This is a genomic window from Paenibacillus solanacearum (assembly GCF_910593845.1).
Taxonomy (GTDB): domain Bacteria; phylum Bacillota; class Bacilli; order Paenibacillales; family NBRC-103111; genus Paenibacillus_G; species Paenibacillus_G solanacearum.
In genome coordinates, this window is the sequence record NZ_CAJVAS010000005.1 from 81,129 (window position 1) to 107,785 (window position 26,657).

General features: G+C 58.3%; 27 protein-coding genes and 1 riboswitch. Of the genes, 2 read left to right on the top strand and 25 right to left on the bottom strand.

The genetic code is table 11. The features are described 5' to 3' along the window. Positions 1–9: 9 nt before the first annotated feature. The 6 genes from KXG62_RS08090 to KXG62_RS08115 form a co-directional block, all read right to left on the bottom strand. A complete protein-coding gene (locus tag KXG62_RS08090; protein ID WP_218091440.1) occupies positions 10–975 on the bottom strand; it encodes an AraC family transcriptional regulator in 966 nt (321 codons plus the stop codon). Next, positions 972–1,991 (bottom strand): Gfo/Idh/MocA family protein, encoded by a 1,020-nt coding sequence (locus KXG62_RS08095; RefSeq protein WP_218091441.1) that lies wholly within the window; start codon positions 1,989–1,991, stop codon positions 972–974. The genes KXG62_RS08090 and KXG62_RS08095 overlap by 4 nt, the downstream gene beginning before the upstream one ends. Positions 1,992–2,027: 36 nt before the next feature. Continuing rightward, entirely contained in the window at positions 2,028–3,110 is a 1,083-nt protein-coding gene (locus KXG62_RS08100; protein WP_218091442.1) for a Gfo/Idh/MocA family protein, read from the bottom strand. A gap of 691 nt (positions 3,111–3,801) precedes the next feature. Then, positions 3,802–4,980, bottom strand: coding sequence for an LL-diaminopimelate aminotransferase (locus KXG62_RS08105; protein ID WP_218091443.1), 1,179 nt, complete (start codon positions 4,978–4,980; stop codon positions 3,802–3,804). A 72-nt stretch (positions 4,981–5,052) separates the two neighbouring features. Then, positions 5,053–6,138 (bottom strand): site-2 protease family protein, encoded by a 1,086-nt coding sequence (locus KXG62_RS08110; RefSeq protein ID WP_246627348.1) that lies wholly within the window; start codon positions 6,136–6,138, stop codon positions 5,053–5,055. Positions 6,139–6,156: 18 nt separating this feature from the next. After that, positions 6,157–6,531, bottom strand: a complete 375-nt coding sequence (locus KXG62_RS08115; RefSeq protein WP_218091444.1) for a Spx/MgsR family RNA polymerase-binding regulatory protein — start codon at positions 6,529–6,531, stop codon at positions 6,157–6,159. Positions 6,532–6,755: 224 nt separating this feature from the next. Here KXG62_RS08115 and KXG62_RS08120 point away from each other — a divergent pair, with 224 nt between their 5' ends. Then, on the top strand, positions 6,756–7,439 hold the full coding sequence (locus KXG62_RS08120; protein ID WP_246627349.1) for a YdcF family protein: 684 nt from the start codon (positions 6,756–6,758) through the stop codon (positions 7,437–7,439). 85 nt (positions 7,440–7,524) lie between these two features. On the opposite strand, the gene KXG62_RS08125 is transcribed toward KXG62_RS08120, so the two are convergent. The 18 genes from KXG62_RS08125 to KXG62_RS08210 form a co-directional block, all read right to left on the bottom strand. After that, the gene (locus KXG62_RS08125; RefSeq protein WP_218091445.1) at positions 7,525–8,499 is read right to left on the bottom strand and encodes an RluA family pseudouridine synthase; all 975 of its coding nucleotides are present in this window, start codon (positions 8,497–8,499) and stop codon (positions 7,525–7,527) included. Next, positions 8,496–9,065, bottom strand: a complete 570-nt coding sequence (locus KXG62_RS08130) for a cob(I)yrinic acid a,c-diamide adenosyltransferase (protein WP_218091446.1) — start codon at positions 9,063–9,065, stop codon at positions 8,496–8,498. Before KXG62_RS08130 ends, KXG62_RS08125 begins: the two co-directional genes overlap by 4 nt. A gap of 207 nt (positions 9,066–9,272) precedes the next feature. Continuing rightward, positions 9,273–11,939, bottom strand: coding sequence for a cobyric acid synthase (locus KXG62_RS34515; protein WP_218091447.1), 2,667 nt, complete (start codon positions 11,937–11,939; stop codon positions 9,273–9,275). A gap of 27 nt (positions 11,940–11,966) precedes the next feature. Next, positions 11,967–12,788, bottom strand: a complete 822-nt coding sequence (gene cobS / locus KXG62_RS08140) for an adenosylcobinamide-GDP ribazoletransferase (RefSeq protein ID WP_218091448.1) — start codon at positions 12,786–12,788, stop codon at positions 11,967–11,969. Next, positions 12,767–13,750, bottom strand: coding sequence for an adenosylcobinamide-phosphate synthase CbiB (gene cbiB, locus KXG62_RS08145; RefSeq protein ID WP_218091449.1), 984 nt, complete (start codon positions 13,748–13,750; stop codon positions 12,767–12,769). The genes cobS and cbiB overlap by 22 nt, the downstream gene beginning before the upstream one ends. 27 nt (positions 13,751–13,777) lie before the next feature. Next, positions 13,778–14,323 (bottom strand): bifunctional adenosylcobinamide kinase/adenosylcobinamide-phosphate guanylyltransferase, encoded by a 546-nt coding sequence (cobU, locus tag KXG62_RS08150; RefSeq protein WP_218091450.1) that lies wholly within the window; start codon positions 14,321–14,323, stop codon positions 13,778–13,780. Positions 14,324–14,436: 113 nt separating this feature from the next. Continuing rightward, positions 14,437–15,510 carry a nicotinate-nucleotide--dimethylbenzimidazole phosphoribosyltransferase gene (gene cobT, locus KXG62_RS08155; RefSeq protein WP_246627363.1) on the bottom strand — a complete coding sequence of 358 codons (1,074 nt, stop codon included), beginning with the start codon at positions 15,508–15,510 and terminating at the stop codon, positions 14,437–14,439. Positions 15,511–15,515: 5 nt separating this feature from the next. Next, complete coding sequence (locus KXG62_RS08160; protein ID WP_218091452.1) at positions 15,516–16,304, bottom strand: ABC transporter ATP-binding protein; 789 nt, start codon at positions 16,302–16,304, stop codon at positions 15,516–15,518. A 44-nt stretch (positions 16,305–16,348) separates the two neighbouring features. Next, positions 16,349–17,395 carry a FecCD family ABC transporter permease gene (locus tag KXG62_RS08165; protein WP_218091453.1) on the bottom strand — a complete coding sequence of 349 codons (1,047 nt, stop codon included), beginning with the start codon at positions 17,393–17,395 and terminating at the stop codon, positions 16,349–16,351. Beyond that, a complete protein-coding gene (locus KXG62_RS08170; RefSeq protein ID WP_218091454.1) occupies positions 17,396–18,415 on the bottom strand; it encodes an ABC transporter substrate-binding protein in 1,020 nt (339 codons plus the stop codon). A 228-nt stretch (positions 18,416–18,643) separates the two neighbouring features. Continuing rightward, positions 18,644–18,853: riboswitch (cobalamin riboswitch) on the bottom strand. 46 nt (positions 18,854–18,899) lie between these two features. Continuing rightward, positions 18,900–19,421, bottom strand: a complete 522-nt coding sequence (locus tag KXG62_RS08175) for a type 2 periplasmic-binding domain-containing protein (RefSeq protein WP_218091455.1) — start codon at positions 19,419–19,421, stop codon at positions 18,900–18,902. 112 nt (positions 19,422–19,533) lie between these two features. Continuing rightward, entirely contained in the window at positions 19,534–19,803 is a 270-nt protein-coding gene (locus KXG62_RS08180; RefSeq protein WP_218091456.1) for an aspartyl-phosphate phosphatase Spo0E family protein, read from the bottom strand. Between the two features lie 140 nt (positions 19,804–19,943). Continuing rightward, the gene (locus KXG62_RS08185) at positions 19,944–21,143 is read right to left on the bottom strand and encodes an aminotransferase class I/II-fold pyridoxal phosphate-dependent enzyme (protein ID WP_218091457.1); all 1,200 of its coding nucleotides are present in this window, start codon (positions 21,141–21,143) and stop codon (positions 19,944–19,946) included. A gap of 16 nt (positions 21,144–21,159) precedes the next feature. Further along, positions 21,160–21,651 (bottom strand): Lrp/AsnC family transcriptional regulator, encoded by a 492-nt coding sequence (locus KXG62_RS08190; protein WP_218091458.1) that lies wholly within the window; start codon positions 21,649–21,651, stop codon positions 21,160–21,162. Positions 21,652–21,804: 153 nt separating this feature from the next. Continuing rightward, a complete protein-coding gene (locus KXG62_RS08195) occupies positions 21,805–22,083 on the bottom strand; it encodes a hypothetical protein (protein ID WP_218091459.1) in 279 nt (92 codons plus the stop codon). Positions 22,084–22,251: 168 nt separating this feature from the next. Next, complete coding sequence (gene cysK, locus KXG62_RS08200; protein ID WP_218091460.1) at positions 22,252–23,181, bottom strand: cysteine synthase A; 930 nt, start codon at positions 23,179–23,181, stop codon at positions 22,252–22,254. Between the two features lie 57 nt (positions 23,182–23,238). Then, positions 23,239–24,303 (bottom strand): flavin-containing monooxygenase, encoded by a 1,065-nt coding sequence (locus KXG62_RS08205; RefSeq protein ID WP_218091461.1) that lies wholly within the window; start codon positions 24,301–24,303, stop codon positions 23,239–23,241. A gap of 19 nt (positions 24,304–24,322) precedes the next feature. Beyond that, positions 24,323–25,171: a cation diffusion facilitator family transporter gene (locus tag KXG62_RS08210; RefSeq protein ID WP_246627350.1), complete on the bottom strand. Its 849-nt coding sequence runs from the start codon at positions 25,169–25,171 to the stop codon at positions 24,323–24,325. Between the two features lie 33 nt (positions 25,172–25,204). Here KXG62_RS08210 and KXG62_RS34040 point away from each other — a divergent pair, with 33 nt between their 5' ends. Further along, positions 25,205–25,498 carry a hypothetical protein gene (locus KXG62_RS34040; protein WP_246627351.1) on the top strand — a complete coding sequence of 98 codons (294 nt, stop codon included), beginning with the start codon at positions 25,205–25,207 and terminating at the stop codon, positions 25,496–25,498. A gap of 679 nt (positions 25,499–26,177) precedes the next feature. On the opposite strand, the gene KXG62_RS08215 is transcribed toward KXG62_RS34040, so the two are convergent. Next, on the bottom strand, positions 26,178–26,591 hold the full coding sequence (locus tag KXG62_RS08215) for a hypothetical protein (RefSeq protein WP_218091463.1): 414 nt from the start codon (positions 26,589–26,591) through the stop codon (positions 26,178–26,180). Positions 26,592–26,657: the final 66 nt, after the last annotated feature.

Consider the following 26,657-nt stretch of genomic DNA (forward strand, 5'->3'; position numbering starts at 1 on the left):
ACGCTCTCTTCACGGCTGCGGACGAAGCCGGTTCTGCATCCGGTACTGCATCGGCGTCGTGCCAAGCTTTTTCTTGAACACGTAATGCAAGTAGTTGGCGCTGGAGAAGCCATTCTGAAAGGCGATCTGATCGATCGTCGCATCGCTGTCCGCCAGTTCGCTGCAAATGTGCATCAGCCGCACCTGCTCGATATATTCGCTGAAGGTGCCGCCGGTCTGCTCGCGAAAAATGCGCTGCAGCTGGCGTGCGCTGATCTGCACCCGCTCGGCCACCACCTCCAGCGTCAGCGGCGCCATGTAGTTGTCCTTGATGAACTGCACGGCCATTTGATACCGGTAGTGCTTCATGTCGCGGGACGGCAGCTCGGGCTGCGGCATCATCTCGTATGCGCGTGTCATCCGCAGCAAAATTTGGATGATCGACTGCTTGATGACCGTCAGCACGCCCGGCTGATTTTCATGCCATGCCCTGTAGGCCGTAAGAAAGCATTCCATCGCACGGTATTGATCGAGCACCGGCCGGGCCGGCAGCTGCTCCAGCTGGCGAATGCATGATTCGGCTTCCGCCCGCTCCCACCGGGCCCCCCATTCCTGCGAGTCTTCTTCGTCCGACGCCGGCAGCTTCTGTATATCGATATGCAGACAAAGCTCATCCATCGCTTCGAATGCATCGGCTTCCTGAAAGTGCATCAGTCCCGGTCCCGTCAAGTACATCATCCCCTCATGAAGGGAGAACGGCTCGTTGCCGAGGATCACTTTGCCTTTGCCTCGCGGTATAAAGTGAAGCTCAAAGTCCGAATGCTTATGAAACTGGATCGCTTTGCCTGCCGCAAAGCTCGTGTGATGAAAGCGAAGCATGCGGATGCCGTAGCCGCCCCATCGAAATTGAACATCGAGCCGGTCAAGCGCTTGCGGATTGGACAGCATCAGCTCATACGGATACGGCCTCGCACTTACCCGGGACTGGCCGTTCATCGCTTTAAATCGGAGAGCTTGATGGCGCCGCCGGAGGAGGCCGACAAGTTGGACGCTTCCATCAAGCGCGTCAGATCAAGCGCCAATTCGATATTTTCCGTCGCCGTCGTGCCTTGTTCGATATGGGCGACCCATTGCTTGAAGGCCGACGGCTTCTCTGCCGGAAGCTCCTGCACGGTCCATTCCTTGCTCGCTTCCTCGCCCAGCTTCGATGTGCGCAGAAGCAGCTTGTTGTCATGGGTCGAGTACAGCAGGCTGCCTTCCGTGCCGTGAACTTCAACGACGAACGGCGAGAACCGGTTCACGAAGCCGGCCTCGACGATCGCGAGCGCGCCGTTCGGATAACGAAGAACGGATACCGCGTTGTCTTCCACTTCCCGGCCTGTGACGTAGCCGTAATTCGCCGTAACGCTCTCCGGCACGCCGAGGAACAGCCTTGCCAAATACATCGGATGGCAGCCGAGATCGATCATCGCGCCGCCGCCGCATTGCTCCGCATTGTAGAAATGCGCCGGCAGCCAGCCGTACGCGCTGTTAGCCGTCGGGATCGCGCCGTTATGGGACAGCCGGTTACGCACCAGCGTAATGTCTCCCAGCAAGCCTTGGGCGAGTATTTCCTGCACCGCCAGCGTGTAGCTGTGATTCAGGCGCGGGAGCGAAACGGTAAGCTTGACGCCGGCTTCCTCCACGGCAGCCAATATTTCATTGCATTCCTTGAGGGTCGTCGCCACTACTTTTTCCGTGAAGATGTGCTTGCCCGCTTTGGCTGCGGCCACCATCACGTCACGATGCATATGGGTCGGCGTATCGACAATGACGCCGTCGATGTCTTTCTGTGCCAGCAGCTCGCTCAATTCGTCGTAAAACCGCACGCCGCGCGCTTCGGCTTCTTTCCGGCCGCGCTCCGGCTGCTCGTCCCATACCGCGACGATTTCCGTTCCCGGATGTTCCGTGACCTGCTTGGCGTAATCTCTTGCATGGACATGCCAGAAGCTCAGCATCGCTACTCTAATCATTGCGCTTGCCCTCCCGAATGTATGAGTGATATTGGATTAGTCGAAATAAACCGCTTTGCCGGTTTTCGCCGATTCATAAATAGCTTCCAAAATCTCAGAAACAACGCAAGCTTGCTCCGGCGTAACGACAGGCTCTTTGTCGTTCAAGATCGCGTCTATCCACAGGCGCGCTTCCTTCTCCTCCGACTTTTCCTTCTTGCCGTCATAGAAGGCGACGCCGCCTGCGTCAAGCTGCACTTTGTTCGTATACAAGCGGCTGTGCTTCTCCCCGTTCAGGCGCAGTCCATCTTCCATATCCGCGCCAGCCTCAGTGCCGCTAAGCGTACATTTTGCTTCCTTCACGTCGAGCGTATTTAGCGCCCAGCTCGATTCGAGCACGATGGTCGCGCCGTTCTTCATCACGATCATGCCCATCGCCGAATCTTCGACCGTAAATTTCTTAGGATCCCACGGCCCCCACGCATTGGCAGCGTTTTCTTTGCCGGACAGCTTATGGAACGACGTGCCAAGCACAACCTTCGGTTCGTAGTTGTTCATCATCCAGAGCGTCAAGTCGAGCGCATGCGTACCGATATCGATGAGCGGTCCGCCGCCCTGCTTCTCCTCGTCCAGAAAAACGCCCCATGTCGGAACGGCGCGTCGGCGAATCGCATGTGCCTTCGCATAGTAAATTTCGCCGAGCTCCCCGTCCTCGCAGATTTGCTTCATGAACCAGCTGTCCGGGCGGTAACGGTTATTGTAGCCGATCGTAAGTTTCTTGCCGGTGCGCTTCGCCGCCTCAACCATCCGGCGCGCGTCGGCCGCCGTTTTGGCCATCGGCTTCTCGCACATGACGTGCTTGTCGGCCTCGAGCGAGGCGATCGAAATCTCGGCATGGGAATCGTTCGGCGTGCATACGTGCACCACATCGATGGAAGGGTCTGCAATCAAACTGCGGTAATCCTCGTATACTTTGGCTCCTTCGACGCCATATTGGGCCGCGGCTTTCTCCGCTTTACTCAAAATGATATCACAAAAAGCGACAAGTTCAACTTCCGGTTGTTTGGACAAGCTCGGCAGATGCTTTCCGTTGGCGATGCCGCCGCAGCCGATGATTCCGATCTTTAATTTTCGAGACATATGCAGTTCTCCTCCTCTATTTGGCAAGACTTGTATAAATAGTACCATGTTTAGAAACAGGTTGAAATTGCGAATTAGCGACAGCCTAGACTCAGATTTCACGACATCTCTTCATAAAAAAATGCTGAACCGGCGTATCTGGACAGCGCTTCCATTCAGCGGAGTGTCCTGCACATGCCATTCGACCGGTCGCACGTCGCGTCGACAAGCCCTTGAACATTAGCCAGCAGTCTCCTGTATGGCCGGCTCCAGGAATCCTAGGCGCGCGTTTCGACGCAATGCGGTTGCCGATCCGTCCTTGTCGGGGCCCGTTCGACAACCGCGAAGTTCGCCGTTCAGGGCAGAAACGACAACCTGCGGCTTCCCTCCTTTTCGACACGGCCTCGGCTTCCGAACGCGCTTTCGGCCGGTGCGACCGCGGCTTCGCTTATATAGAAACCTCTGGCTGACCTGATCATACGAAAAGCCGCCCCGCAGCATGGAGCGACTATCAATTTCATCATCGTTTCGACATGAACGGAATGCGGAGCCATCGCGCCCCCCGTTCTACATCATTTCGCAGAGCCCGCTCCGGAAGTAACCCATGCTTCGAGCTCTAACGCCCTGCCGGATCCCGAGAGGCTTGTTTAACCCCTAAGACCGTCAGCTCGGTTCACTTTCCTGATGCCGGACCTTGCTTCCAATCACCGTTTCACCCTTGCCGGCTGCTCAAAAACGCGCCGATCCGGTCCACCGCTTCCCGCAGCCGGTCCTGCTCCTGCACAAGCGCGATGCGGACATAGCCTTCGCCCTCCTGCCCGAACGCATCGCCCGGAATTACGACAACCCCCGCATGATACACCATTTCCCGGGAAATTTGTCGAGATGTCCAGCCTTCCGGAATGCGAGCCCAGATGAACATTGTCGCTTTCGGTTTATCGATGTTCCACCCGGCGCGGCGCAGTCCTTCCACGACGATATCGCGCCTTTTCTCATATACTTCCGCTACGGAACAGCCGCCCGCCATGTCCTCTTCCAGCGCTGCAATGCCGGCCCGCTGTACGGCGACGAACACCCCATAGTCGATATTGGACTTCAGCATACGGAGCGATTGTACCGCGTCTTCCCGACCGACCATAAACGCGATGCGGCAGCCGGCCATATTGAAGCTTTTCGACAAGGAATGGAACTCGACCGCGCAGCGCTTCGCCCCTTCGACCTCCAGAATGCTTGGAGGTCGAAAGCCGTCAAAGGCCATTTCGGAATATGCCAAATCATGTACGATCAGCAGGTCATGCTTCTCGGCATAATCGACAACCCGCTCGAAAAAGTCCAGCGTTGCCACGGCCGACAACGGATTGCTCGGATAATTGAGCAGCATAAACTTCGCCTTCGCGGCAACGTCCGGCGGGATGCTGTCGAGGTCGGGCAAAAACCCGTTCTCCTCCCGCAGAGGCAAATAGTACGGCGTCACCCCTGCGAGCACCAGGCTTGCCGAATAAATCGGATACCCGGGATCCGGCACCATGACCGTATCGCCCGGGTCGGTCACCGACATCGCGAGGTGCGCCAACCCGTCCTGGGAACCCATCAAGGTGACGATCTCCGTCTCCGGATTCAGTTCGACGCCGAACCGGTGCTTGTACCACTTGGCAACCGTCTCGCGAAAAGCAAGACTTCCTTCGGAAGTCGGATAGCCGTATGCAGCCGGATCGGCAACAGCCTCCTGCAGCGCCCGGATCACCTTCGGGGAAGGCGGCCGGTCCGGGCTCCCGATGCCGAGGTCGATGACGTCGACGCCGCGGGCCGCGACGTCCTTTTTCCAATGCGCCACCTCAGAAAAAATAGCCGAACCAAGTTCGGCCAATCGTTTGGATTGAAGCTGTTTCATGGGATTAACCTCTTTTTCGATAAATATGGATGCCACGGCGTTAATATTTCACCTGCTTGATGATCAAGGGGATTAACCCTGCACGTCCAGACCGGTTACCCGGTGAACGGCATTCATCATACCGATCAGGTAGGCGGCAAGCAGCACGTAAGCGATGCCGAACTTCCACCGCGAAGCTGTGGGAACGTCATAATATTTGTCATTCTCGAACAGCGTGTAGTCGACCTGGCAATGAATCATCAGATGTAGGCCGTCCTCTTTGTGCATATGCTCCAGACGGGTCACATGCGTCCGTTTGACAATGCCCTGATGCATAAGCGGAATGGTGCCCTGGAAATCAAGCCCATCCCAGTACAGCCGCACGTACTGCTGTCCTTCCAGACTGGAATATGTGACGAACGGCAGCTCCCTGCGGTGCTCCGTGCCGGGAATAAGATATCCCTGCTCGATCAAAGGCTCCGCGTGCACCAGAAAGCTGGCGGTTACGAAGCGCTCTTCGCCCTGATTGCGATGCTTCACGTACTTTTTGTACAAATCATAGGCGAACATCGCCCAGATGATAAAAAAGATGACCGCGCGAAAATAAATGATGACGACGAGTCCGCCGATCAAGCCGACCAGCCAGAGCCATCTCGTTACCGCCGTCGCGATGCGCCCCCCGTCCAGCGGATGAATCGGAAGCAGGTTAATCAGATTAAGAAAAAATCCGACATAAGCGAGCGAATAAAGCAGCTTGCTGATCTCGCCGTCCGCCGCATAGGCAGCTGCGAACACGGCGGTGGCGCCGATTGTGCCGAGCAGTGGACCGCCATAAGCCATGTAAGCCTCGGTCACCGCATCCCGGGGGTGACGCTTCATGTTGATCAGCGCCCCGAGAAACGGGATGAACACCGGCGCCGTCACCGGAAGCCCCTTCCGCTTGGCCGCAAGGACGTGACCGAGCTCGTGGACGAACAGCAGCAGCACGAAGCCGATGGAAAATCCCCATGGGAATATGAGCGCGTAAGCCCCGATCGACACGAACATCGAGAGGATCGCGCCGCCGACCTTGCCGAATTTCAGGAGCGGCAGCAGCGTCTTCCCTTTAGCCAATATAAACATGGCCGCCGCGCCGATATACCAGAACGGATTGTTTTTCTTCTTTTGTTTTTGCTGCAACCGACATCACTCTCCTTGTTAGCGGGCGTTCCCCCAAACCTCGGCGTACGATTCGGGCTTGAACCCGACGGTCACCGTGACGCCGTCCGTCACGACAGGTCTTTTGATCAGCCGGCCGTTTGCAGCAAGCAGCTCGATCATCTCTTCCCGGCTCATGCCCGGAAGCTTGTCCTTCAGCTTCATCTCTTTGTACACTTCGCCGGAGACGTTGAACCACTTGCGGATATCGAGACCGCTGCGCGGAATCATGTCCTTCAGCTGCTCCGCCGTGGGAGGATGGTCGAATATATGGATCGCCTCCACCTCGTAGCTGGACTCCTTCAACCATTTCAACGCGCTTCTGCACGTACCGCATTGCGGGTATTGATACATCGTAACTTGTTTATTGCCCATTGTTCTGCCATCCTTGTCCGTTAATCATTGTACTGTGATTCGCTCTCAATTATACCGATGTTGACAGCCGCCCTGCAAATTTGCTAGGCAGCGGAGGTTGAATCCGCGCAGGGTTCCATGGATAATGAAATGGTAAAGCGATCCAAACCAGGAACGGGGCGAGACTCATTATTTATGTCCTTAAAGCATTATACAGCTTCATCCTCCCGCCGGGGCTTATCATTGTGCTGCTTGTCCTTGCCGCGTTGGTGCTTCGCTATCGCAAGCAGCACATCAGCGCCGCCATGATGACCATCATGGCAGTGCTGATGTATGCCGTCTCCACCCCGCTCGTCGGTTCGGCTGCTCTGCAGCCGCTGGAAAGCCGCTATGCTCCGCCCGCCGTGATCGACGGCGACGTCTATGTGATGCTCACCGGGGGAAGTGTGCAGGGCACGCCCGAGCCGAGCGGCATCGGGAGCCCAGGCGTGTACACGCTAAGCCGCATCGCCGCCGTTGCCGAGCTGTATGCGAAGAAGCCGCTGCCCATTCTCATATCGGGCGGCCAAGTATACGAAGATTCGGGAAATGAAGGCCGGCTGTCGATGCGCGTACTCACCGCGCTCGGCGTTCCGGCCAAAGATATCGTCCTCGAAGACCAAAGCCGTACGACACAGGAAAATGCCCGGTACTCCAAAGCGCTGCTGGAGAAAAACGGCTACAAGAAGCCGATTCTCGTCACATCGGCCTTTCATATGCCGCGGGCGATGAAGCATTTTCGAGCGCAGCAGGTAGAAGCGATTCCTTATCCCGTCGGCTATTTGAACAGCCGCAATACGGGCTGGAGTGCGAGGCAGCTGCTGCCGTCCTCGTCGGCGCTGGACTGGCTCAGCACGGCGCTCAAGGAATATATCGGCATGCTGCAATAGTGCGGAATATCGCCACAATCCCTGCTCGCATCCCGCATGAGCAAAAAAATCCGCTGGTTCCCTATAGGGGCAGCGGATTTTGAATTTATACGTCCTGAGCGGCATCGTCATTCTGCGATTGCAGCCGCTCGATGCATTGCCGCATATCTTCGGGGAGCGGCGCGGTGAACTCCATCCACGCCTTGCTGACCGGATGCGTCAGCCCCAGAACGCTGGCGTGCAGCGCATGGCGCGACAGCCCGTAATCGGCCTCCAGATTCGCATCGGACACCGTCTCCCCCGCCACTGTCCGGTACAAGCCGTACAGCTTATCGCCGATGAGCGGGTAGCCGAGATGCTTCATATGCACGCGAATCTGATGCGTACGCCCGGTCTCCAGCCATAATCGGACCATCGTCGCTGCCGCGAACCGTTGCTCCACCCGGTAGTGCGTGACGGCGGAATAGCCCGACGGCGTCACGATCCGAATATGTGGCGATTCGGGATCTCGGTCGATCGGCGCATCCACCGTCCCTTCGTCGTCCGGCAAGCGCCCGTGCACAAGGGCGATGTACTCTTTCTTCAACTGATGGGCTTGCATTTGCTCCGATATTTGCTGATGCACGTACGGATTTTTGGCGACGGCGAGCGCTCCCGACGTTTCCTGGTCGAGCCGGTGAACCGGGCGGAAGCGGAACGACTCGCCCTTTTGCAGCCAATAATGGACGACGCCGTTGGCGAGCGTTTCCGTATAGTGCCCGTGCGTCGGATGGACGATCACTCCCGCTTCCTTATTCAGCACAAGCAGCTCTTCATCCTCGTATAGAATGTCAAGCGCCATCGGCTGCGGTAAAATGTCGTCCGACGTTTCCATCTCCATCCGTACCGCGATCCGGTCTCCCGCGTGCAGCTTCACATTGATATATTTGCGTTCTCCATTGACGGTAATCCCCTGCTCGGTCAATTTCAGCCGGGACATCAGCTTTCGGGAAATCATCAGCCTTTTTTGCAAAATCGTCCGCAGCACAAAGCCGTCTTCCTCGTCGGGGACGATATATTCCAGTGGTTTATAGTAGCTCATGACTTGCGGCGGAACACCTCGGCACTGCGCGCATATTCCACGTCGGGAAGCGCTGCGCGATGATTGGCCGTGCGAGCCACAGTGAAGAACAGATCGGACAGTCGGTTCAAATAACGGCGAACCTGTTCGTTGATCGGCTGTGTGCGGGCGAGCGTGACAACTCTCCGCTCCGCTCTGCGGCATACGGTCCGGCAGACGTGAAGCGTAGAGGAAGCCAGATTGCCGCCCGGCAATATAAACCGCTTGATGTCGGGTGTCTCGGCATCGTACTTGTCAATCCAGGTCTCGAGCCGGTCCACCATCTCCGCCGTCACTTTGTACGGCCTGAGCTCCTGCTTCAGCAGCGCCAGATCCGAGCCGCAGTCGAACAGCTCATGCTGAATTTCGAGCAAGTCCGCCAGCAGATCGGCATCCCGCTCCGTATCCAGAAACCCCATCGCCTGCCCGACAAAACAGTTAAGCTCGTCTACCGTCCCATACGCCTCCACTCGCACATCGTCTTTATCGACGCGTCCGCCGATGACACCGGTTTGGCCGGCATCGCCCGTTCTCGTATAAATTCTCATTGGCATATCCCTCCCGATCAATATGGTGCTATCAATAATTGAACTGCCTCCATGCGGCATTCGACGCGGTTGTCCGCGAAGTTTCTTAGAAATCGACTGACACGGTTCCTACGCGCGTGAACCCCAGGCGCGCGTGTAGGCGCTAAGGCGCGGTCGGTCGAACCCCACTCTGAACGAGTCTCGACCGTTCCATGCCATAGGCCGATTCTATTCCTTGATCATGGCATATAACTGCGGCAAATCCAAGTGCGCGCGCACATGATCGGCCAGCCGGTCGAACGCGGCTTCCCGCCGTTCCATGAACCGCAATTCCGCCGGCAGCGGCTCCAATCCCTTATCCAGCCGGACCCGGTTCAGCCAAGCCCGGCGAAAATCGTCGTTATGCAGGATGCCGTGCAAATACGTGCCCCACACGCGGCCGTCCTCGGTCGCCGCCCCTTCTTCCTGACGGCTGCCGTCCTCGCGGACGATTTCAAACGGATGACGGACCGGACGTGTAAATTCGGTCTGACCCATATGAATTTCATAACCGTGCACCGGCATCGCTTCCCCGCCGTACAAGCTCGCCATCGCTTCGGAGCGCACGGTTTGCTTCTCGCGCGCGAATTCCGTCTGCGCCGGAAACAGCCCGATCCCGCGCAGCTCCGGCTCGCCGGATTCCACCAGCAGCGGGTCCAGCAGCTTCTCGCCGAGCATCTGGTAGCCTGCGCAAATGCCCGTGACGAATCCGCCGTCTTCGGCATACTGCGCCAGCTTCCGGTCTAATCCGGCATGGCGAAGATACAGCAGGTCGTCTATCGTGTTTTTGCTGCCCGGCACAATGACTGCATCCGGCCGGCCGAAATCGCCAGCGCCGGTGACGAACCGCAGCCGCACGTCCGGCTCGAACGATAACGGATCGATATCGGTGAAATTCGAGATGCGGGGCAAGCGGATAACGGCAATGTCGAGCAGATCCGGCTGCCGCTCCTGCGAAGCGGACATTCTCCCGCTCTCCGCCAATCTGCGGTCGAGCGATGCGGAATCTTCGTCCTCCAGCCCGAGCTGAGGCAAATAAGGAATGACGCCGAGCACCGGCTTGCCCGTCCGCTCCTCGAGCCAGTCGATGCCCGGCTGCAGCAGCGTCACGTCGCCGCGAAACTTGTTAATCACAAATCCTTTCACCCGTGCCCGCTCCTCGGGCGTCAATATATCGAGCGTACCGACCAGCGAAGCGAACACCCCGCCTCGGTCGATATCGGCGACGAGCAGCACCGGCGCATCCGCCCACCCGGCCAGCCGCATGTTGACGATGTCGCGGTCCTTCAGATTCACTTCCGCAGGGCTGCCCGCTCCCTCGATTACGACGATGTCATAGCTTTGGCGCAGACGGGCTAGCGACTCCTTGACCACCGCCTCCGCTTCCGGCAAATACCGTTCCCGATAAGCTCTTGCGTCCAGATCGCGGTACGGCTTGCCGTGAACGACCACCTGCGACACCATATCCTTCTTCGGCTTGAGCAGAATCGGGTTCATGTCCGTCGTCGCCGCAATCCGGCATGCATCCGCCTGCATCCCCTGCGCCCGGCCGATCTCCTTGCCGTCCGGCGTCACATACGAGTTGAGCGACATGTTTTGCGACTTGAACGGAGCCACCCGGTAGCCGTCCTGCAGCAGGATGCGGCATAGAGCGGCCGTCAGCAAGCTTTTTCCGACATCGGATGCCGTACCCTGCAGCATCAGCGTCGGCGCTAACGGATGCGCCTCGTCGATCCGCACGCCTGATAATGCGGCCCCCCTGATCGGTTCTCCCGCTCCGGTCAACGCAGCGATCGATGCTTCCAGGGCGGCAACGAGCTTCTCGTTATGCTCCCTCAGCTTGACCGCGACCCGGACATAGCTGTCGTCCAGCCCTTTGAACAGCGAGGCGTCGCGGATCAGGATACCGCGTCGGCCCATCTCCGTTTGCAGCGCTTGGGCGTTCAAGCCGAACAGCTTCAGCGACAGCAAGATGAAATTCACTTCGCTATCGTACACTTCAAGACCGATCTCGCGCAGTCGGCCGATCAGCCGGTCTTTCTCCTCCGACAGCCAGCGCAGCGTCTGCGCAGCGAACGCGTCTTCCTCGAGCACCGCCTCCCCGACCCATTGGGCCAGCGCGTTGACGCTCCAATGCACCTTAAACCGCTTCATCGCTTCAATCAGTTCGGGATGCGCGACCGCATAGCCGAGACGTATGCCGGGAATGGAAAAAAACTTCGTCATCGACCGGATCACGATCAGGCGGCGGCTTTTCGCAGCGGCCGGAATCAGCGTGAGCGATTCCTCCCTGAGGGAGAAATCGAGAAACGCCTCGTCGACGATCGCCGGAACATCCCCGGCGGCCAGTCGCCGCACGACCGCATCCGGCAGCAGCGTCCCGGTCGGATTGTTCGGGTGGCCGAGAAACAATAGATCGCACCGGGCGGCTGCCGCCTCCAGCTCCGCTTCCTGCAGCACAAAACCGTGCTCCGGCCGCAGCGGAATGTCGATTGCCCGTCCGCCGCTTTTCTCCACCGCTTCCTCATACTCCAAAAACGACGGCCGCGCCAGCCCGGTCACCTGCGGCTGAAGCGCCCGTACAGCCAAATCGATCAGCTCGGCCGCTCCGTTGCCGACCAGGATGCACGCCGGGTCAACCCCGTGCTTACGCGCCAGCTTGCGGGTCAGCTCCCGCACCGCCGGATCGGGATACTGCGCAACCTCGCGCCACCGCTCGCGCATCAGGCGTCCGACCGCTTCCGGCGGGCCGAGCGGATTCATATTCGAGCTGAAGTCGAGGAACTGCTCCTTCGGCAGACCGAATGTCTCCGCTGCCGTCCATACATCTCCCCCGTGTCCGTACCGTTCCAGCATTTCCTTTCCCCTCCCCCAACGCATTCCTTACGATAACAACCATAGCATGACCAGCAGCAGCAGTGTTTCAAGCAGTTCGTTCAAGGCGCCGTACGTGTCTCCTGTCAGCCCTCCCAGCTTGCCGCCGATGTAACGGGCGATCAGCCAGCCTGCGACAAGCGCAGCCGCTCCGAATATGGCGACAGTGACGAGACCGTGTCCCGACGCAGAAGTAACCGATACCGTAAACCAAGAAGCCGCTGCGGCCACGACGGATTGAAGCAGCAGCGTATTCCAGCCGATGCCGCGAAACATCCCGCCCATGCCTCCGCCCTGCTCCGCTCTGGCGTAAGGCCATCGCGATATGGCCGCAACCATGAACCAGCGGCTCCAGATCGTCGCGAGCGGCAGCAGCAGCAGCGCATCCGATGATCCGCCCGCCGGCCCCGATAACAGCTCCAGCAGCAGCGACCACTTCAGCAGCAGCACGACGACGCAGGCGATGACGCCCATCGCGCCGACGCGGCTGTCCTTCATAATTTCGAGCATCCGTTCCCGCGAGCGGTGGCTCAGGATACCGTCCGCCGTATCCATCAGCCCGTCGAGATGCAGCGCCCCGGTCAACGCAATCCAGAAGCCCAGCAGCAGCGAAGCGGCAGGAAGCGGCGGGACGACGAGCAGGAGCAGTTTACCAGCCGCGGCCAGCAGCCATCCAAGGACGAGGCCGACGACCGGGTAGAACACGACGCTGCGGCGGAACAAAGCATCGTCATAATGAAGCGTTACCGGCAGCGGCAGCCGGGTCAAAAATTGAAACGCGGCAATAAACGCCGCGCCCCAAGCCTGTATTACAGCGACAGCAGCGCGCACAGCAGCAGCCCCCCCGCAACCGTGAAGCTGACCGTATACATCAGCTTCACGGTTCTTCTAATATCTTCCCGCTCGCGCTCCCGCAGCGGCCAGCCCATCCGCGCCCGTTCGCTGACGCGGCCGTAATACACGTTCACGCCGCCGAGCTCGATGCCGAGCGCGCCGGCCACCGCCGATTCGGGAATGCCGCTGTTCGGACTCGGATGCAGCCGGGCGAAGCGCCGGATCGCGCCGAGCGACCGGACTGCATGCAGTCCCGGCGTTACCGCAGCCGCCAGCACAAGCAGCAGCCCGGTTATTCTGGCCGGGATCCAGTTCAGCACATCGTCCCAGCGCGCGGACGCCCAGCCGAAATCGAGATATCGATCATTCTTGTAACCGACCATCGAATCGAGCGTGTTGGACGCGCGGTACAGCATGGCGAGCGGCGCGCCGCCGAGCAGCGCGTAACAAATCGGAGAAATAACGGCGTCGACGATATTTTCCGCCACCGTTTCGACTGTCGCCCGCGTAATCTCCGGTTCATCGAGACGCGTGGTGTCCCGTCCCACGATATAGCCGACATATTTCCGCGCATCCTCCAGGCGCTCTTCCTGCAGTGGCGTATAAACCGCCATCGCCGCCTCGCGCAGCCCTTTCACAGCGATGGTCGTGGAAATAAACCAGACGTTCACAGCGTATCCGAAGTACGGATGAATGGCCGAAGCCGCCCATACCGCAAGCCCGATCACGCCGAATGCTCCGCTGACCGTGACCGCCGCAAGCAGCAGCCCTTTGCAGCGCTTGACCGCTGCGGAATCTGCTTCCGGGCGCAGCAGAAGCTTCTCCAACGCCCCGATCACCCGGCCGATCCATGTGACCGGATGCGTGTACCAGCGCCAGTTCGGATCGCCGAGCAGTAAGTCCAATACGATGGCCGCCAGCACCATCCATAGCGTTTCTTGCACCGAAAAAAATAACAAAGCCGTTCCCCCGAACTGCGATCCGAATTATAAACGGAATGCCTGACTTTTCAGCTCTACCGGAATGCCGGCGGTCACAAGAACTAGTTGATCCGCCGTCCGGGCCAGCTTCTGGTTCATGCGGCCGGACAAATCGCGAAAAATGCGTCCCAGCTTGTATTCCGGGACGAGGCCGTAGCCGACCTCATTGGTCACCAGCACGACCGGACTGCTCATCGAACCGAAGACGTCCGCCAGCTCATCGATCCGGGACTCGACGAGTCGCTCCGCATCCGGTTCGTGCTCGCAGCGCAGCAGCCAATTCGACAGCCAGAGCGTCAAGCAATCGACTAGGATGACCGGCGCTGCCGTGGAACGAAGCGTCTCCGCTAATGCGTAAGGCTCCTCCGTCGTGTCCCAATGAAATCCCCGGCTGCGCCGGTCCGCCTGATGCAGCTCGATACGCGCCTTCATCTCCTCGTCAAACGCTTGCGCTGTAGCGACATATAAACCCCGTTCGCCAAGCTTCGCGGCATAGGCTTCCGCGAAGCCGCTTTTCCCGCTCCGGGCGCCGCCGGTTACGAGCACTTTCATGAACATCCCCTCCCGATTGCGTCGCATTAGAGACCATAGTTACGCGTTCGATCGCCGTGCTTCGAAGCTATAATGCTATCCAGCAGCAAATGGCCCTCACACTCAACCGCGCTTTATCCGTTCGCCGGTGTGCTTGCTCCGGATACGCCGGCATCGGCGAACGACGCCATTTCTTTCATGATGCGCACGGCCGCCTCGATGAGCGGCAGCGCCAGCACGGCGCCGGTTCCTTCCCCCAGCCGCATATCCATATGAAGCATCGGCGTCAGTCCGATCTCCTCCAGCAACATCGCATGGCCCTGCTCCTGCGACAAATGCGAAGCGATCATATACGACGCGCTAAGCGGCGACAAGCGGCTGGCGACGAGCGCTGCCGCCGAGGAGATGAATCCGTCGACGACGACGGGAATCCGGCGGCGCGCCGCCCCGAGAATGACACCGACCAGCCCCGCGATTTCGAGGCCGCCGACTTTGGCCAGCACGTCTAGGGGGTCGGCCGGGTCCGGCCGGTTGACCTCGATGGCGCGGGCAATGACGGCTTGCTTATGCAGCAGCCGCTTGTCGTCGATGCCCGTTCCGCGCCCTGCGGCGAGCGCCGCATCCTTCCCGCCCAGCACGGCGAGAATCGCCGAGCTCGGCGTCGTATTGCCGATGCCCATCTCGCCCGTCGCAAGCAGGCCGTAGCCCTGACCGGCGAGCTCTTCAACGAGCCGGACGCCGACCATGACGGCCTCGGCGGCTTCCTCCCGCGACATCGCCGGCCCCTTAGCCATATTCGCCGTGCCGAAGCGGACTTTGCGCGAGTGCAGCGACGGATGCGACAGCTCCGCATTGACGCCGATATCGACGCAGATCACGTCCGTTCCCGTCTGACGCGACAGCACGTTAACGGCGGCGCCGCCATTCAGAAAGTTCATCACCATTTGCGGCGTCACTTCGGCCGGGAATGCGCTGACCCCTTCCTCGCATACGCCGTGGTCGCCGGCCATCACGATCACGGCTTTGCGTCCCAAGTCCGGCTTGATCTCCCTGCGAATGCCGGCAAGCTGCTTCGCCACGTCCTCCATCCGGCCCAAGCTTCCCGGCGGCTTGGTCAACTGGTCCAAATGGACCGACGCTTCCTCCACTTTCCCCGCATCCAGCGGCTCGATCGCTTGAACGGTATCCTTTAATGCCGACTCCCACATAGACATCAAACGTCCCCTCTCCCCAGTAAAATTTGCGGCGCGCCGTTGTCCGGATGGGCCATCACATAAGGGCGCGTGCCGTACACGCGCTCCAGCAGTCCCGCTTCCATCACATCCTCCGGCTTGCCGATGCCAACGATACTCCCGCTCTGCAGCAGCATGAGCCTGTCGCAATACTGCGCCGCCAGATTCAAATCATGCAGCACGGAGATGACGGTCAACCCGCATTCCTGCTGCCACTTGCGAATCCGGTCCATCATGTCCACCTGGTACCCGATATCCAGAAAGGTCGTCGGCTCGTCAAGCAGCAGCAGCTTCGGTTCCTGCGCCATCGCCTTCCCGAGCGCCACCCGCTGCCTTTCCCCGCCGCTCAAGGCGTCTACGGTCCGGCCCTCCATCGGGCGCAGCTTGAGCCAATCCAATATGCGCTCCACCATCTGCTCATCGTCCTCGCCCGGCTCGCGGCCGAGCCAGTTTTGAAACGGATACCGGCCCATCTCGATCACTTCCCGTACCGTAAAGCCGAGCGGCGGCAGCGCATCCTGATGCAGCACAGCCAGCGATTTCGCAAGCGCTTTGCGCTGAATGCGCTGTACCGGCCGGTCGTCCAGATGCACTTCCCCGGCCGTCGGACGCTCTACACCCGAAATCGTATGCAGCAATGTCGACTTGCCGCTGCCGTTCGGCCCGAGAATGCAAAACCATTCCCCCCGCTCCACATGGAAGCTGATTTCGCTCAGCACTTCCCGGGCGCCGTACGATTTGCTCAGCTGCGTCACTTCGACTTTGACCATAAGCGCTTCCCCTTTCGCATCGTTTCATCCCCGTTCGTCCCGCATCATCCGCCGGACGACGTCATCCCGCGCTTGTTGCGGCGCAGCAAATAAGCAAAAAACGGGGCGCCCATGAACGCCGTCACAATGCCGAGCGGCAGCTCCGTCGGGCTGAGCAGCGTGCGGGCGATCGTATCCGCCCACAGCACATAGACCGCGCCGCCGATCAATGAGAGCGGTAACAGCAAGCGGTAGTCCGGACCGACCAGCAATCGGAGCAGATGCGGGATCAGCAGGCCGACGAAGGCGATGACGCCGGACACGGACACAGCCGCCGCCGTAATCAACGTCGAGACGAGCAGCACGATCAGCTTGGTCCGCTCGACGTGAACGCCGAGATGTGCAGCCTGCCGCTCCCCGAGCGCAAACAAATTCATTGCCCGGCCGTATCCGAGCAATATCGCGGCGCCGAGCGCAAGATAAGGCAGCAGCACAACCGAATACGACCACCCGCGCAGCGCCAAGCTCCCCATCAGCCAAAAAATAATTTCGTTAATGACTTGCTTGGACATCGCGACCATAAGCGATACGAACGCACCCAGAAAAGCCTGCATCACGACGCCGGACAAAAGAACCGTCTCCATCCGCAGCTTGCCATCGGTCCGCGCGAGCAGCAGCACGGTTCCGAGCGAGAGCATCCCCGTCAGGAAGGCGACGACCGGAACCGTCCACTGGCCGAACAAGGCGTACTGCAGCCCGAACAAGATGAGAAAGGCGGCGCCCACCGATGCTCCCGACGATACGCCGAGCGTATATGGATCAGCCAGCGGATTGCGCAGCACGCCCTGGAAGGCGGCGCCGGCCAGCCCGAGAGCCGCCCCCACGAGCATGCCAAGCACGACGCGCGGCAGACGAACCCGCCAAATAATTTGCTCCGACGCGGCGTTCCAGTCGGCTGCGATCCGGTCACCAAGTCCGGGAATTTGATGCAACATAATCTTCCATACATGCATCAGCGGAATCGGCACCGCGCCGATGGACAAAGCCGCGGTTGCGGACAGCAAAAGCAGGGCGAATGACGCCCCGCCCCAAATCCACAGCTTCCGCTTCATCTATTTCACCCGTTCCGGGTAGATGCCTTTGGCGAATTCGACGAGCGCCTGGGTAATTCTCGGTCCCGGCCGGCTCATCGTATCCTTGTCCACGCCCGCGAGCTTGTTCGATTTAACCGCCTCGATCTGATTCCAGCCGCTGCGCTCGCGAATGATTTGATCGAGCGTTTTTTTCGACTGGTCGTCGATCAAATTTTTCGGATACAAAATGACTTGCGGATTCGCCGCAATAATTTTTTCTTCGCTGATCTTCACGTAGCCTTTCTCACTGGACGCCACGTTGACGCCGCCCGATAACGTGATCAGCTCGTCGATAAACTCGCCCTTTCCGACCGTCCAGCCCGGCGAAAATTCGATGAACACTTTTTTCTTCTGCTCCGGCGCCACGTCTTTGACGGCGTCCGTCACCTTCTTGCGGTCCGCTTCCATCGAGGCGGCCAGCTTCTCGGCCTGCTCCTGGCGGTCAAAAATTTGACCCATCATGCGAACGTTGCGGATCACATCATTGATCGTCTTCGGCTCCAGCTTGAACAGGTTCACCTTCAGCCCGCGCAGCTTCTCGACGGCCGGCGTCTGCATCGACACCCCGGTCACGACCAGATCGGCCCCGGCGGCGATCAGCGCTTCTTCGTTCGGCTTGACGATGCTCCCAAGCTTCGGCTTCGCTTTCGCTTCCGCCGGATAGTCGCAAAAATCCGACACGCCGACGATTTTATCGCCGAGCCCGAGCGCGAACAGCGTCTCCGTCTCCGCCGGCGAAACCGATGCGATACGTTCCGGCGCCTTCGCAAACACGAATTCTTTGCCCGTCGCATCCGTGACCTTCAGCGGATATACGGTCTTCTTCGCCGCATTCCCCGCCTGCACCTCGCCCCCGCCTGCTTTCGGCGGGGCGGCGGCTTCCCCTTGCCCCTCCAGCTTGTCTTTGGCGCCGCAGCCGACCATGACCGCCGCAAGCGCAGCCGATAGCGAAACGACCGCGATCGACCGTTTCAGTTTATTCCAGCGATTGTCCCACATCCCACTCATCTCCCGTAAGTACGCAATTAGCGACGTTTCTCCCCTGATTCCGATCGAAACCTCTTCGATGACCCTGCTTCACGTAAAAGTCGTTAAAAAAGCCCCCGGCTCCGCAAGTACGGCAGCAGGGGGCACCCTGTTCGATTCGCTTTCGGCGCCCGTACGTCTATCGTCGGATCTGCCGCATCGCAAGTGTGCATGTTCTGCTCCTTTTCCTCGAAAGGATACAACGGTCATCCCGTTCAGGCAGGTTTCCTGGCTCATGGATCGCGGAACATCCGCAAGGCCCCAGCCTTCCCATTCATAAGAACAGTGGCATAACATGGAGCTTGGATCCAATGACAGTGGCGGGACCGCGCCGGATTCGCACCGGCTTCCCTTTTAACCCGCGGGCTTGCATGATTCGTAAGCCGGGGCACCCGAACAGCTCTATTCAATTCCCGAAACTTCCGCATTCGCAGCCGTGTCCCGGGCGTACCGCATCTTATTTCTGCGCAATCTGCTTCATGACCTGCTTCGACTTTTCCATGTTCGGCGCATTCGCCGGGATAAAGGCGTAAAGGTCTTTGCCGTTAAAATTCAACTCGGTAAACCATTTGGTCTTCTCCATCGGTATACCGTACAGATGTTTCTGCGTCTTGCCGTCCTCCGTAATTTCCAGCACGCCGTCGGGGAAATCTTCCGCCTTGGCCAGATCGTCCAGCGGAACGTAGCCGCCCTGCTGTCCGAGCGCCTTGAACTGCTGTGTCGGAATAATAATAATGCCGTTCTCCGCCGCAGCGATTTCCACCATTAATTTCTCCACCGAAAAGATCGGCGTTGTCAGCACCTTTACCGTCGGAGCCGTACCGAGCTTCGCTTGCAGCGATTGTCCCAGCTTATCCGCCACTTCATTCGGCACACCGGTTGCGGACATCAAGAAAATCGGCACATCCGCCTTCGGCCCCCCGCCGCATCCAGCCAGTACAAAAAGCAGCAGCAGAGCAATCAGCACATTCCGTCTCATGAAGCTTCTCTGTCCCTTCTTTGCCGGCCGGCAGCGCCCCGGCTTTCTATTGCTTCATCTTACCATAAACAAGCTTCCGTTTTCAAAACGTTTGCGCAAAAAAAGAAGCCGATTACGACCGGCCTCTCTTGTTCTGGTTCATGAATTCATTAATTTTCTTGTCAAGCTCCATGCTGATCTCGACGACTTGCTCCGAAGTGAGGCTGCAGCCGCTTTGCACGAGCTTCTCCAGCTCGATACGCAGCCGGTATATATCGTCTTCTAAAGATAATGCAGATGAGGCCTGTTTTTTTTCTCCAAAAAACCACTTAGCCTTTTGATCGTTTTCACGAATCCATCCGAAATGCAAGTACCGGCGAAGTTGATATTCCGGAAAAGCCATTTTGCATCCCTCCCACTACATATCTTTAGTCCTATGGAAGAGGAGCTCCATAAACTATTAATATATGAAACTTCTCTACTATAAAGATACCAGTTTTGGAATCGTTTGAAAATGACTTATTTTGGCGTATGCTGTCGAATTTACAGCTTTTGGATAAACTTTCCTATACGTTCGATCGCTTCTGTCAGCTGATTCACGGAATAAGCATACGAGCAGCGCAAAAAGCCCTCGCCGCCACTCCCGAATACATGCCCCGGCACCGCTGCGACTTTAGCCTCAAACAACAACCGCTGGGCAAATTCCTCTGAACTAAGCCCCGTCGACTGGATCGACGGAAACGCATAAAATGCTCCCTGCGGCTCATGGCACTCCAGTCCGATCTGGCGGAATCCTTGCACCACCAACCGGCGGCGCTGGTTATACGACTCGACCATCCGGTCCTTCTCTTCCATCCCGTTCCGGAGCGCTTCCAGCGCGGCAACCTGCCCCATCGAAGGCGCGCACATGACCGTATATTGATGAATCTTGAGCATGGCCGAGATCAGCTCCCGGTGGCCGCAAGCATAGCCCATCCGCCAGCCGGTCATCGCGAACGCCTTGGAGAAGCCGCTCACCAGAATCGTCCGGTCGCGCATGCCGGGCAGCGAAGCGAAGCTGACGTGCTTTTGCTCGTACGTTAATTCGGCGTAAATTTCATCGGAGATGACGATCAGATCATGCTCTTCGACCACTTTGGCGATCGGCAGCCAGTCCTCGTACGTCATGATGCCCCCGGTCGGATTGCTCGGGTAGCACAGGATGAGCAGCTTGGACTTTGGCGTTATGGCTGCTTTCAGCGACTCGGCCGTCAGCTTGAACTGATCCTTGGCGAACGTTTCGATGCCGACGGGAATGCCGCCGCCGATCCTCGCGATCGGGTTATAGGAAATGTAGCACGGTTCCGGAATAAGTATTTCATCCCCGGGAGACACGAGCGCCCGCAGCGCCAAATCGATCGCCTCGCTGCCGCCTACGGTGACCAGCACCTCGTCGGAAGGCTCATACAGCAGCTGGAACGAATCGTACAAATATTCGGCAATCGCTTCCCGCAGCTCGGGCAAGCCTGCGTTCGGCGTATATTTCGTATTGCCGCGCTCCAGCGAGTAGACGCAAGCTTCGCGCACATGCCATGGCGTGCTGAAATCCGGTTCGCCGACGCCGAGGGAAATGATGTCTTTGCTGCCATTCACCAGATCAAAAAACTTCCGAATGCCCGAGGGCTCGATTTCCCGTACCAACGGCGCCAAATAACGGCTCATGGAAGCGTCTTTTTGCGCTTGATCCTGTTTATGCTCTATCATTGTTCCTCAGCGTCCTTTACGGTGAGATTAGAAGACGGCGGTCATCCTCATGATCCTCGAACGTAATGCCGTCCTGCTTGTATTTTTTTAAAATAAAATGCGTCTTCGTCGACAGCACCCGATCGATCGGGGACAGCTTGTTGGATACGAAGGACGCCACTTCTTTCAGCGTTTTCCCTTCAATCTCCACCAGCAGGTCGTACGCTCCGGACATCAAATAAACGGATTTCACTTCCGGATACAGGTAGATGCGCTCCGCGATGGCATCGAAGCCGCGCCCGCGCTCCGGCGTAATTTGCACCTCGATGAGGGCGGTCACCTTCTCGTTGTCGACCTTTGCCCAGTTGACGACCGTGGCGTATTTAACGATGACGTGCGCCTCTTCCAGCTCCCGGATCGCCTCCGCCACTTCCGCCTCCGACGCGCCCAGCATGGTCGCGATCAAGGCCGGCGAACGCCGCGCGTCCTCCTTCAGCAGATCGACGATCTTCATCTTAAATTGTTCCATGGTTTGGTCCTCCTCCAAAGCTTATTTTTTCATATTACACCCAAGGGGCTGTATTTGGCAAAGGGAATTGTCGACTCCATACAGCAAGCAGCCCCCATGCAGGCACGGGGGCTGGACGATTCATCTATATTCAGCAATGGCGTAACGCCGACGTTATTCCAGCAGCAGCAGCTTGCGCATGTAGCTTTCAATTTCCCGCTCCCGGTAGGACGGCAGCACCGTGAATTCGAATTGCGGCTCGCTTCCGCTACCCTCCACCAGCCGTCCGATCGCCACGAGCCGATCATCCTCATCGTACGCAGCGATGACGCGGCGGCTCTGCGAGCACACTTCGTACATAAGCGGCCCCTCCGCCGCGGAATTGGCGATGGAATCCGCCAACTGCTTGAACTGCGATTCGGCCGGAAGCTCATTATGCAGTGCGATTTTCATACCCGTTCTCCCTTCGAGCAGAAATGATAAACAATCACCTTATAAATTATTATACACATAAATGTATATTTATTCAATGCTTATTTCTTTAACTTCGCCCACGAAAAAAGGGCGCTTGTCTCTATGACAAACACCTTTCTTTCACTCGTATGCAGCTTTAATGCAGATTTATCCAAAAATGTCCATACTGAGATACCGCTCGCCCGTATCAGGCGCGATGCACAACACCCGCTTGCCTTTGCCGAGCTTGCGCGCTACCTGCAGTCCGGTCCACACCGAGGCGCCGGCCGAGGGGCCGACCAATATGCCCTCCAGCCAAGCCAAATCCCGCGTCGTCCGCAGCGCGTCTTCATCGGACACCTGGACGATTTCGTCATAAACGCTCGTATTGAGGATCGCGGGAACGAAGCCGGGGCTTGTACCGACCAGCTTATGCGGACCCGGCTGCCCTCCCGACAAGACCGGCGACCCTTTCGGTTCTACGACGTAAATCTCGATTCCGGGCAGCCTCTCCCGAAGCACCTCGCCGGTCCCCGTGATCGTTCCGCCGGTGCCGGAGGACGCGACGAACGCATCGAGCCGCCCTTCCATCTGCTCAATAATTTCCAGTGCCGTCGTCACCCGATGAATGTCCGGGTTCGCCGTATTCTCGAATTGCTGCGGGATGAAGCTGTTCGGTGTACGGTCGCGCAGCTCGATCGCCTTGCGGATAGCGCCGGGCATCCGCTCCGCCGCCGGCGTGAGCACGACCTCCGCGCCGTACGCCTTCAGCAGGTTGATGCGCTCCTTCGTCATGTTATCCGGCATGACGAGGATCGCCTTGTATCCTTTCGCAGCCGCGTTCATCGCCAGCCCGATTCCGGTATTGCCGCTCGTCGGCTCGATAATCGTCGCGCCGGGCTTGATGATTCCGTCCTTCTCCGCCTGCGCAATCAAATTAAACGCCGCACGGTCCTTCACGCTTCCGCTCGGATTGAAATATTCCAGCTTGACATAAAGCTCCGCGTCGTCTTCCCCGACCAGTCTTCTGACCCGCACCGCCGGCGTATCACCGATCAGCTCCGTGATGCTGTTTACCATTTTCCTGCTCCCGCTCATGCTGCCGCCGCTCCTTTCGACCTAGCCTGCACTTGGGCTAAGCCGTTGTATTCCCCTTTATTTTATCGGATAAGTTCCGTTTGTCAAGCAATCGACCACGTGCCGGGCATCCGCTCCCACGCCGCCAAGCAGCGCCGAATTGCGGCTGCGAAGCCACGGCAAGCCCACATAATACAGCCCTGCCACGGGACTGATCCCCTTCTCGTGCAGCGGACCTCCCTCCGCATCCAGCGCGCCCGGCACGTCCAGCCACGGATAATCCGGACGAAAGCCGGTAGCCCATACGACATTGCGCGGCTCTAGCTTCGTGCCGTCGGCGAATTGAACGGCGCCGCCGCGCTGCCCCGTCACTCTCGGTCGCAAACGGACCGTTCCGCTCCGTATCGCCCGCTTCAGCTCCGGCACGAATACAGGATCCTGCCGGCTGCGCACCGCGCGGCCAAGCGGCGAATCAGCAGGAGCGTTCAATAGGCCGAGGCGGTCCAGCCACCAGAAGACGCTCCGGTTCATGATGCGCAGCGGTGCGAACCGCAGCCGGCGGCTGACGGCCAAGTGGACTTCACAGCCTTGCGAGGCAAGCTCCAGCGCGATTTGCGCTCCGGAGTTGCCGCCGCCCGCCACAAGCACGGCGCCTTCCTGCAGCTGCGCAGAATTCCGGTATTCGGAGGAATGCAGCTGCGCAACGCTGGCCGGCAGTTGTCCCGCTGCAGCCGGGATGTGCGGCTTGCGGAACGGTCCGGTCGCGATGATAACCTGCCGGGCCGCGTACTCCTCCGCATCGGCAGCGAGGCGATAGCCCGTACCTTCTCTCGTTAGCCGTGTTACGCTTGCGTTTAGCTTCACAGGCAGCTTGTAATAGTCCGCATAGCGCGCCAAGTAGTCCGCGACTTCGTCTTTGCCAGGGAAGCCGTCCGGCGCTCCGTCCAGCGGCAAGCCCGGAAGCCCGCTGAACGCGCGCGGCGTAAACAGCGTCAGCGAATCGTACCGTCTTCGCCACGATTCTCCAACCGCGCCCCCTTCGTCGAGCAGCCTAAACGACCGTCCTGCCTGCTTTAAATAGTACCCCGCGGCAAGCCCTGCTTGACCCGCTCCGATCACGATAATTTCATCCTTATGGTTCATATGTCTCACGCCTATAGGTTTATACTTTCATCGGTTGATGCATATCTTCGGATTTTTCAATTTGAATGGTCACGTGCGAGATATGGAACTGCTTCTCCATCTTGGATACCGCCTGCCGTAAAATCGTCTGGCAATCGGCTTCGGATTCGACGAGCAAATGCCCGCTTAACGAATCGAGACCGGAGGAGATGGTCCAAATATGCAGGTCATGCACATCGATCACGCCGGGAATTCGCTCCAGCGTCTCGCGCACCTGATTGGCGTCGACATGCGGCGGCGCACCTTCCATTAAAATGTTCACGCAATGCTTCACGACGCCGAAGGCTCCGCGCAAAATCAGCAGCGAAACGAGCACGGAAATGATCGGGTCGGCCCAATACCACGAAAACGCGGTCATCAACAAACCGGCGGCAATCGCCCCGACTGAGCCGAGCGCATCGCCGATAACGTGCAAATACGCGCTGCGCAGGTTGACGTTGTTCTTCACGTCGCCCTGGCGCATTAACGCCCAGGCGCTGGCTACATTCGCGAGCAGCCCGACCAGGGCGATCGCCATCATCGCTCCGCCCGCGACTTGCGGCGGGTGCTTCAAGCGCTCGTACGCTTCGTATATAATGACGGCGGCGATAAGCACCAGAGTCACTCCATTGAAGAGAGCGGCTAAGATTTCGAACCGGTAAAAGCCGTATGTTTTGGCGGCCGATGCCGGTTTGGACGCAAACCGGATCGCAATCAGGCTGAGCAAGAGCGATGCGGTATCGCTGAGCATATGCCCTGAATCGGATAACAGCGCCAGGCTGTTCGTGAACAACCCTCCGAAAAATTCAAGAAACATAATGCCGGACGTAATGATCAGCGCGATCGTCAACCCTCGTCTATTCCCTTCCCCGGAGCCGTGGTGATGGCCGTGGTGATGGGAATGACCGTGACCGTGATGATGGCCGTGAGCGTGACCATGATGATGTCCATGAGGCTCATGACGGTGGTGATGTCCATGGCTATGGAGATCGCCGGATCGTTCTGCATGCTCGCGCTCTTCCTCATCGTCATGGTCATGGCTGTGTTCGCAGTTCTGTTCGGATTTGTGTACCGGGAGTTGTTCATCGCCCCCGCTGTTCATCGGCTCGTGCACATGATCGCAGGAAGCGCCATGCGGATGATCGTGATCATCATGATGAGGCTGCTTCCCTTGTGACCCGTCTGCGCCTTTATGCTCATTTGCGCCATCGTGATCTTGCCTTAATGCGTGTTCCCGCTCAGGATCATTCGCCTTACGATTGCGGTCGTGTTCGTTGTTGCTCATTGTTCTCAGCTCCTAACCGATGCTCTGCCTGCTGGGGTGGTCCGTGATTGCAAGGGATGACGCGTTCACTGTTGGGGACATAAAGGGACCCGCCGCCTTCCTTCCAAAATATATCGCTTATAGCATACTTGCAGCTTATATATAATCGTTCCGTTTCAAAAGCGTTGACCTCGACCTCTGCTCTCTGAACTCTGTTGCCTTTGAATCGGATCGTGCTTTCAATAACATATGAATATATGCTCATATATAATTTATGTTATTCCTCACCGATTGTCAACATTAATATCTCCCATACATTGACTTTTCAGGAGCCCTTTTCGCAAACAAAAAACCGGCCCCATCAACGGGAACCGGTCTATGCTGACTTACTACTCTGTTGTCGCGGTTTATTGCAGTACATGCCTCCAGCCTGTCCGGTCGCTTACAGTCCGCTCGCAAGCATCCGGCTTACAGCCGCTACGGTGAGGGCCGTGGGGTTCGACCGACCGCCGCGCAGCACAACGCGCGCCTGGGGATTGACAGACTTCAATAATCGATCATCTCATGGCAGGCGAAGCCGGATCGCTGCTAATTACCCGCGGGCCGCTTTCTCCAGCACGGATTTCAGGTTATGCAGGTCGCTCTCCACCATTTCGGCATCTCTGTCAAACATATCATCGGTTACGCCAGGCTGCCGGAATAGCGTAAATACGACCTCGCTGCCGCGGCCATTCGGAATGACGCGAAGCGGAATCATGATTTCCTGTCCCGATTCCAGCGTCACGTAGTGGTCCAGCACGCCAAATTCGTTTCTTTCCACAAAACGGACTTTTACAAGCCCTTCCGGCGCTTCAACCAGCCACTCGTCCCCCGATTGCCGGAGCGACTTGCAAAAGCAGGGCGCCCATTCCGGAAAGTGTACGACAGCCAATATATACTCATATACTTCCTTGGCCGGACATTCAATGCTGACATGCACTATTCGGCAAGAAACGAATTCCGTCATCGCTCATCTCTCCTCTTCATTCACAGCGGTACGTTATAATCGTACCGCCAGCCCTGCCTGTCCATC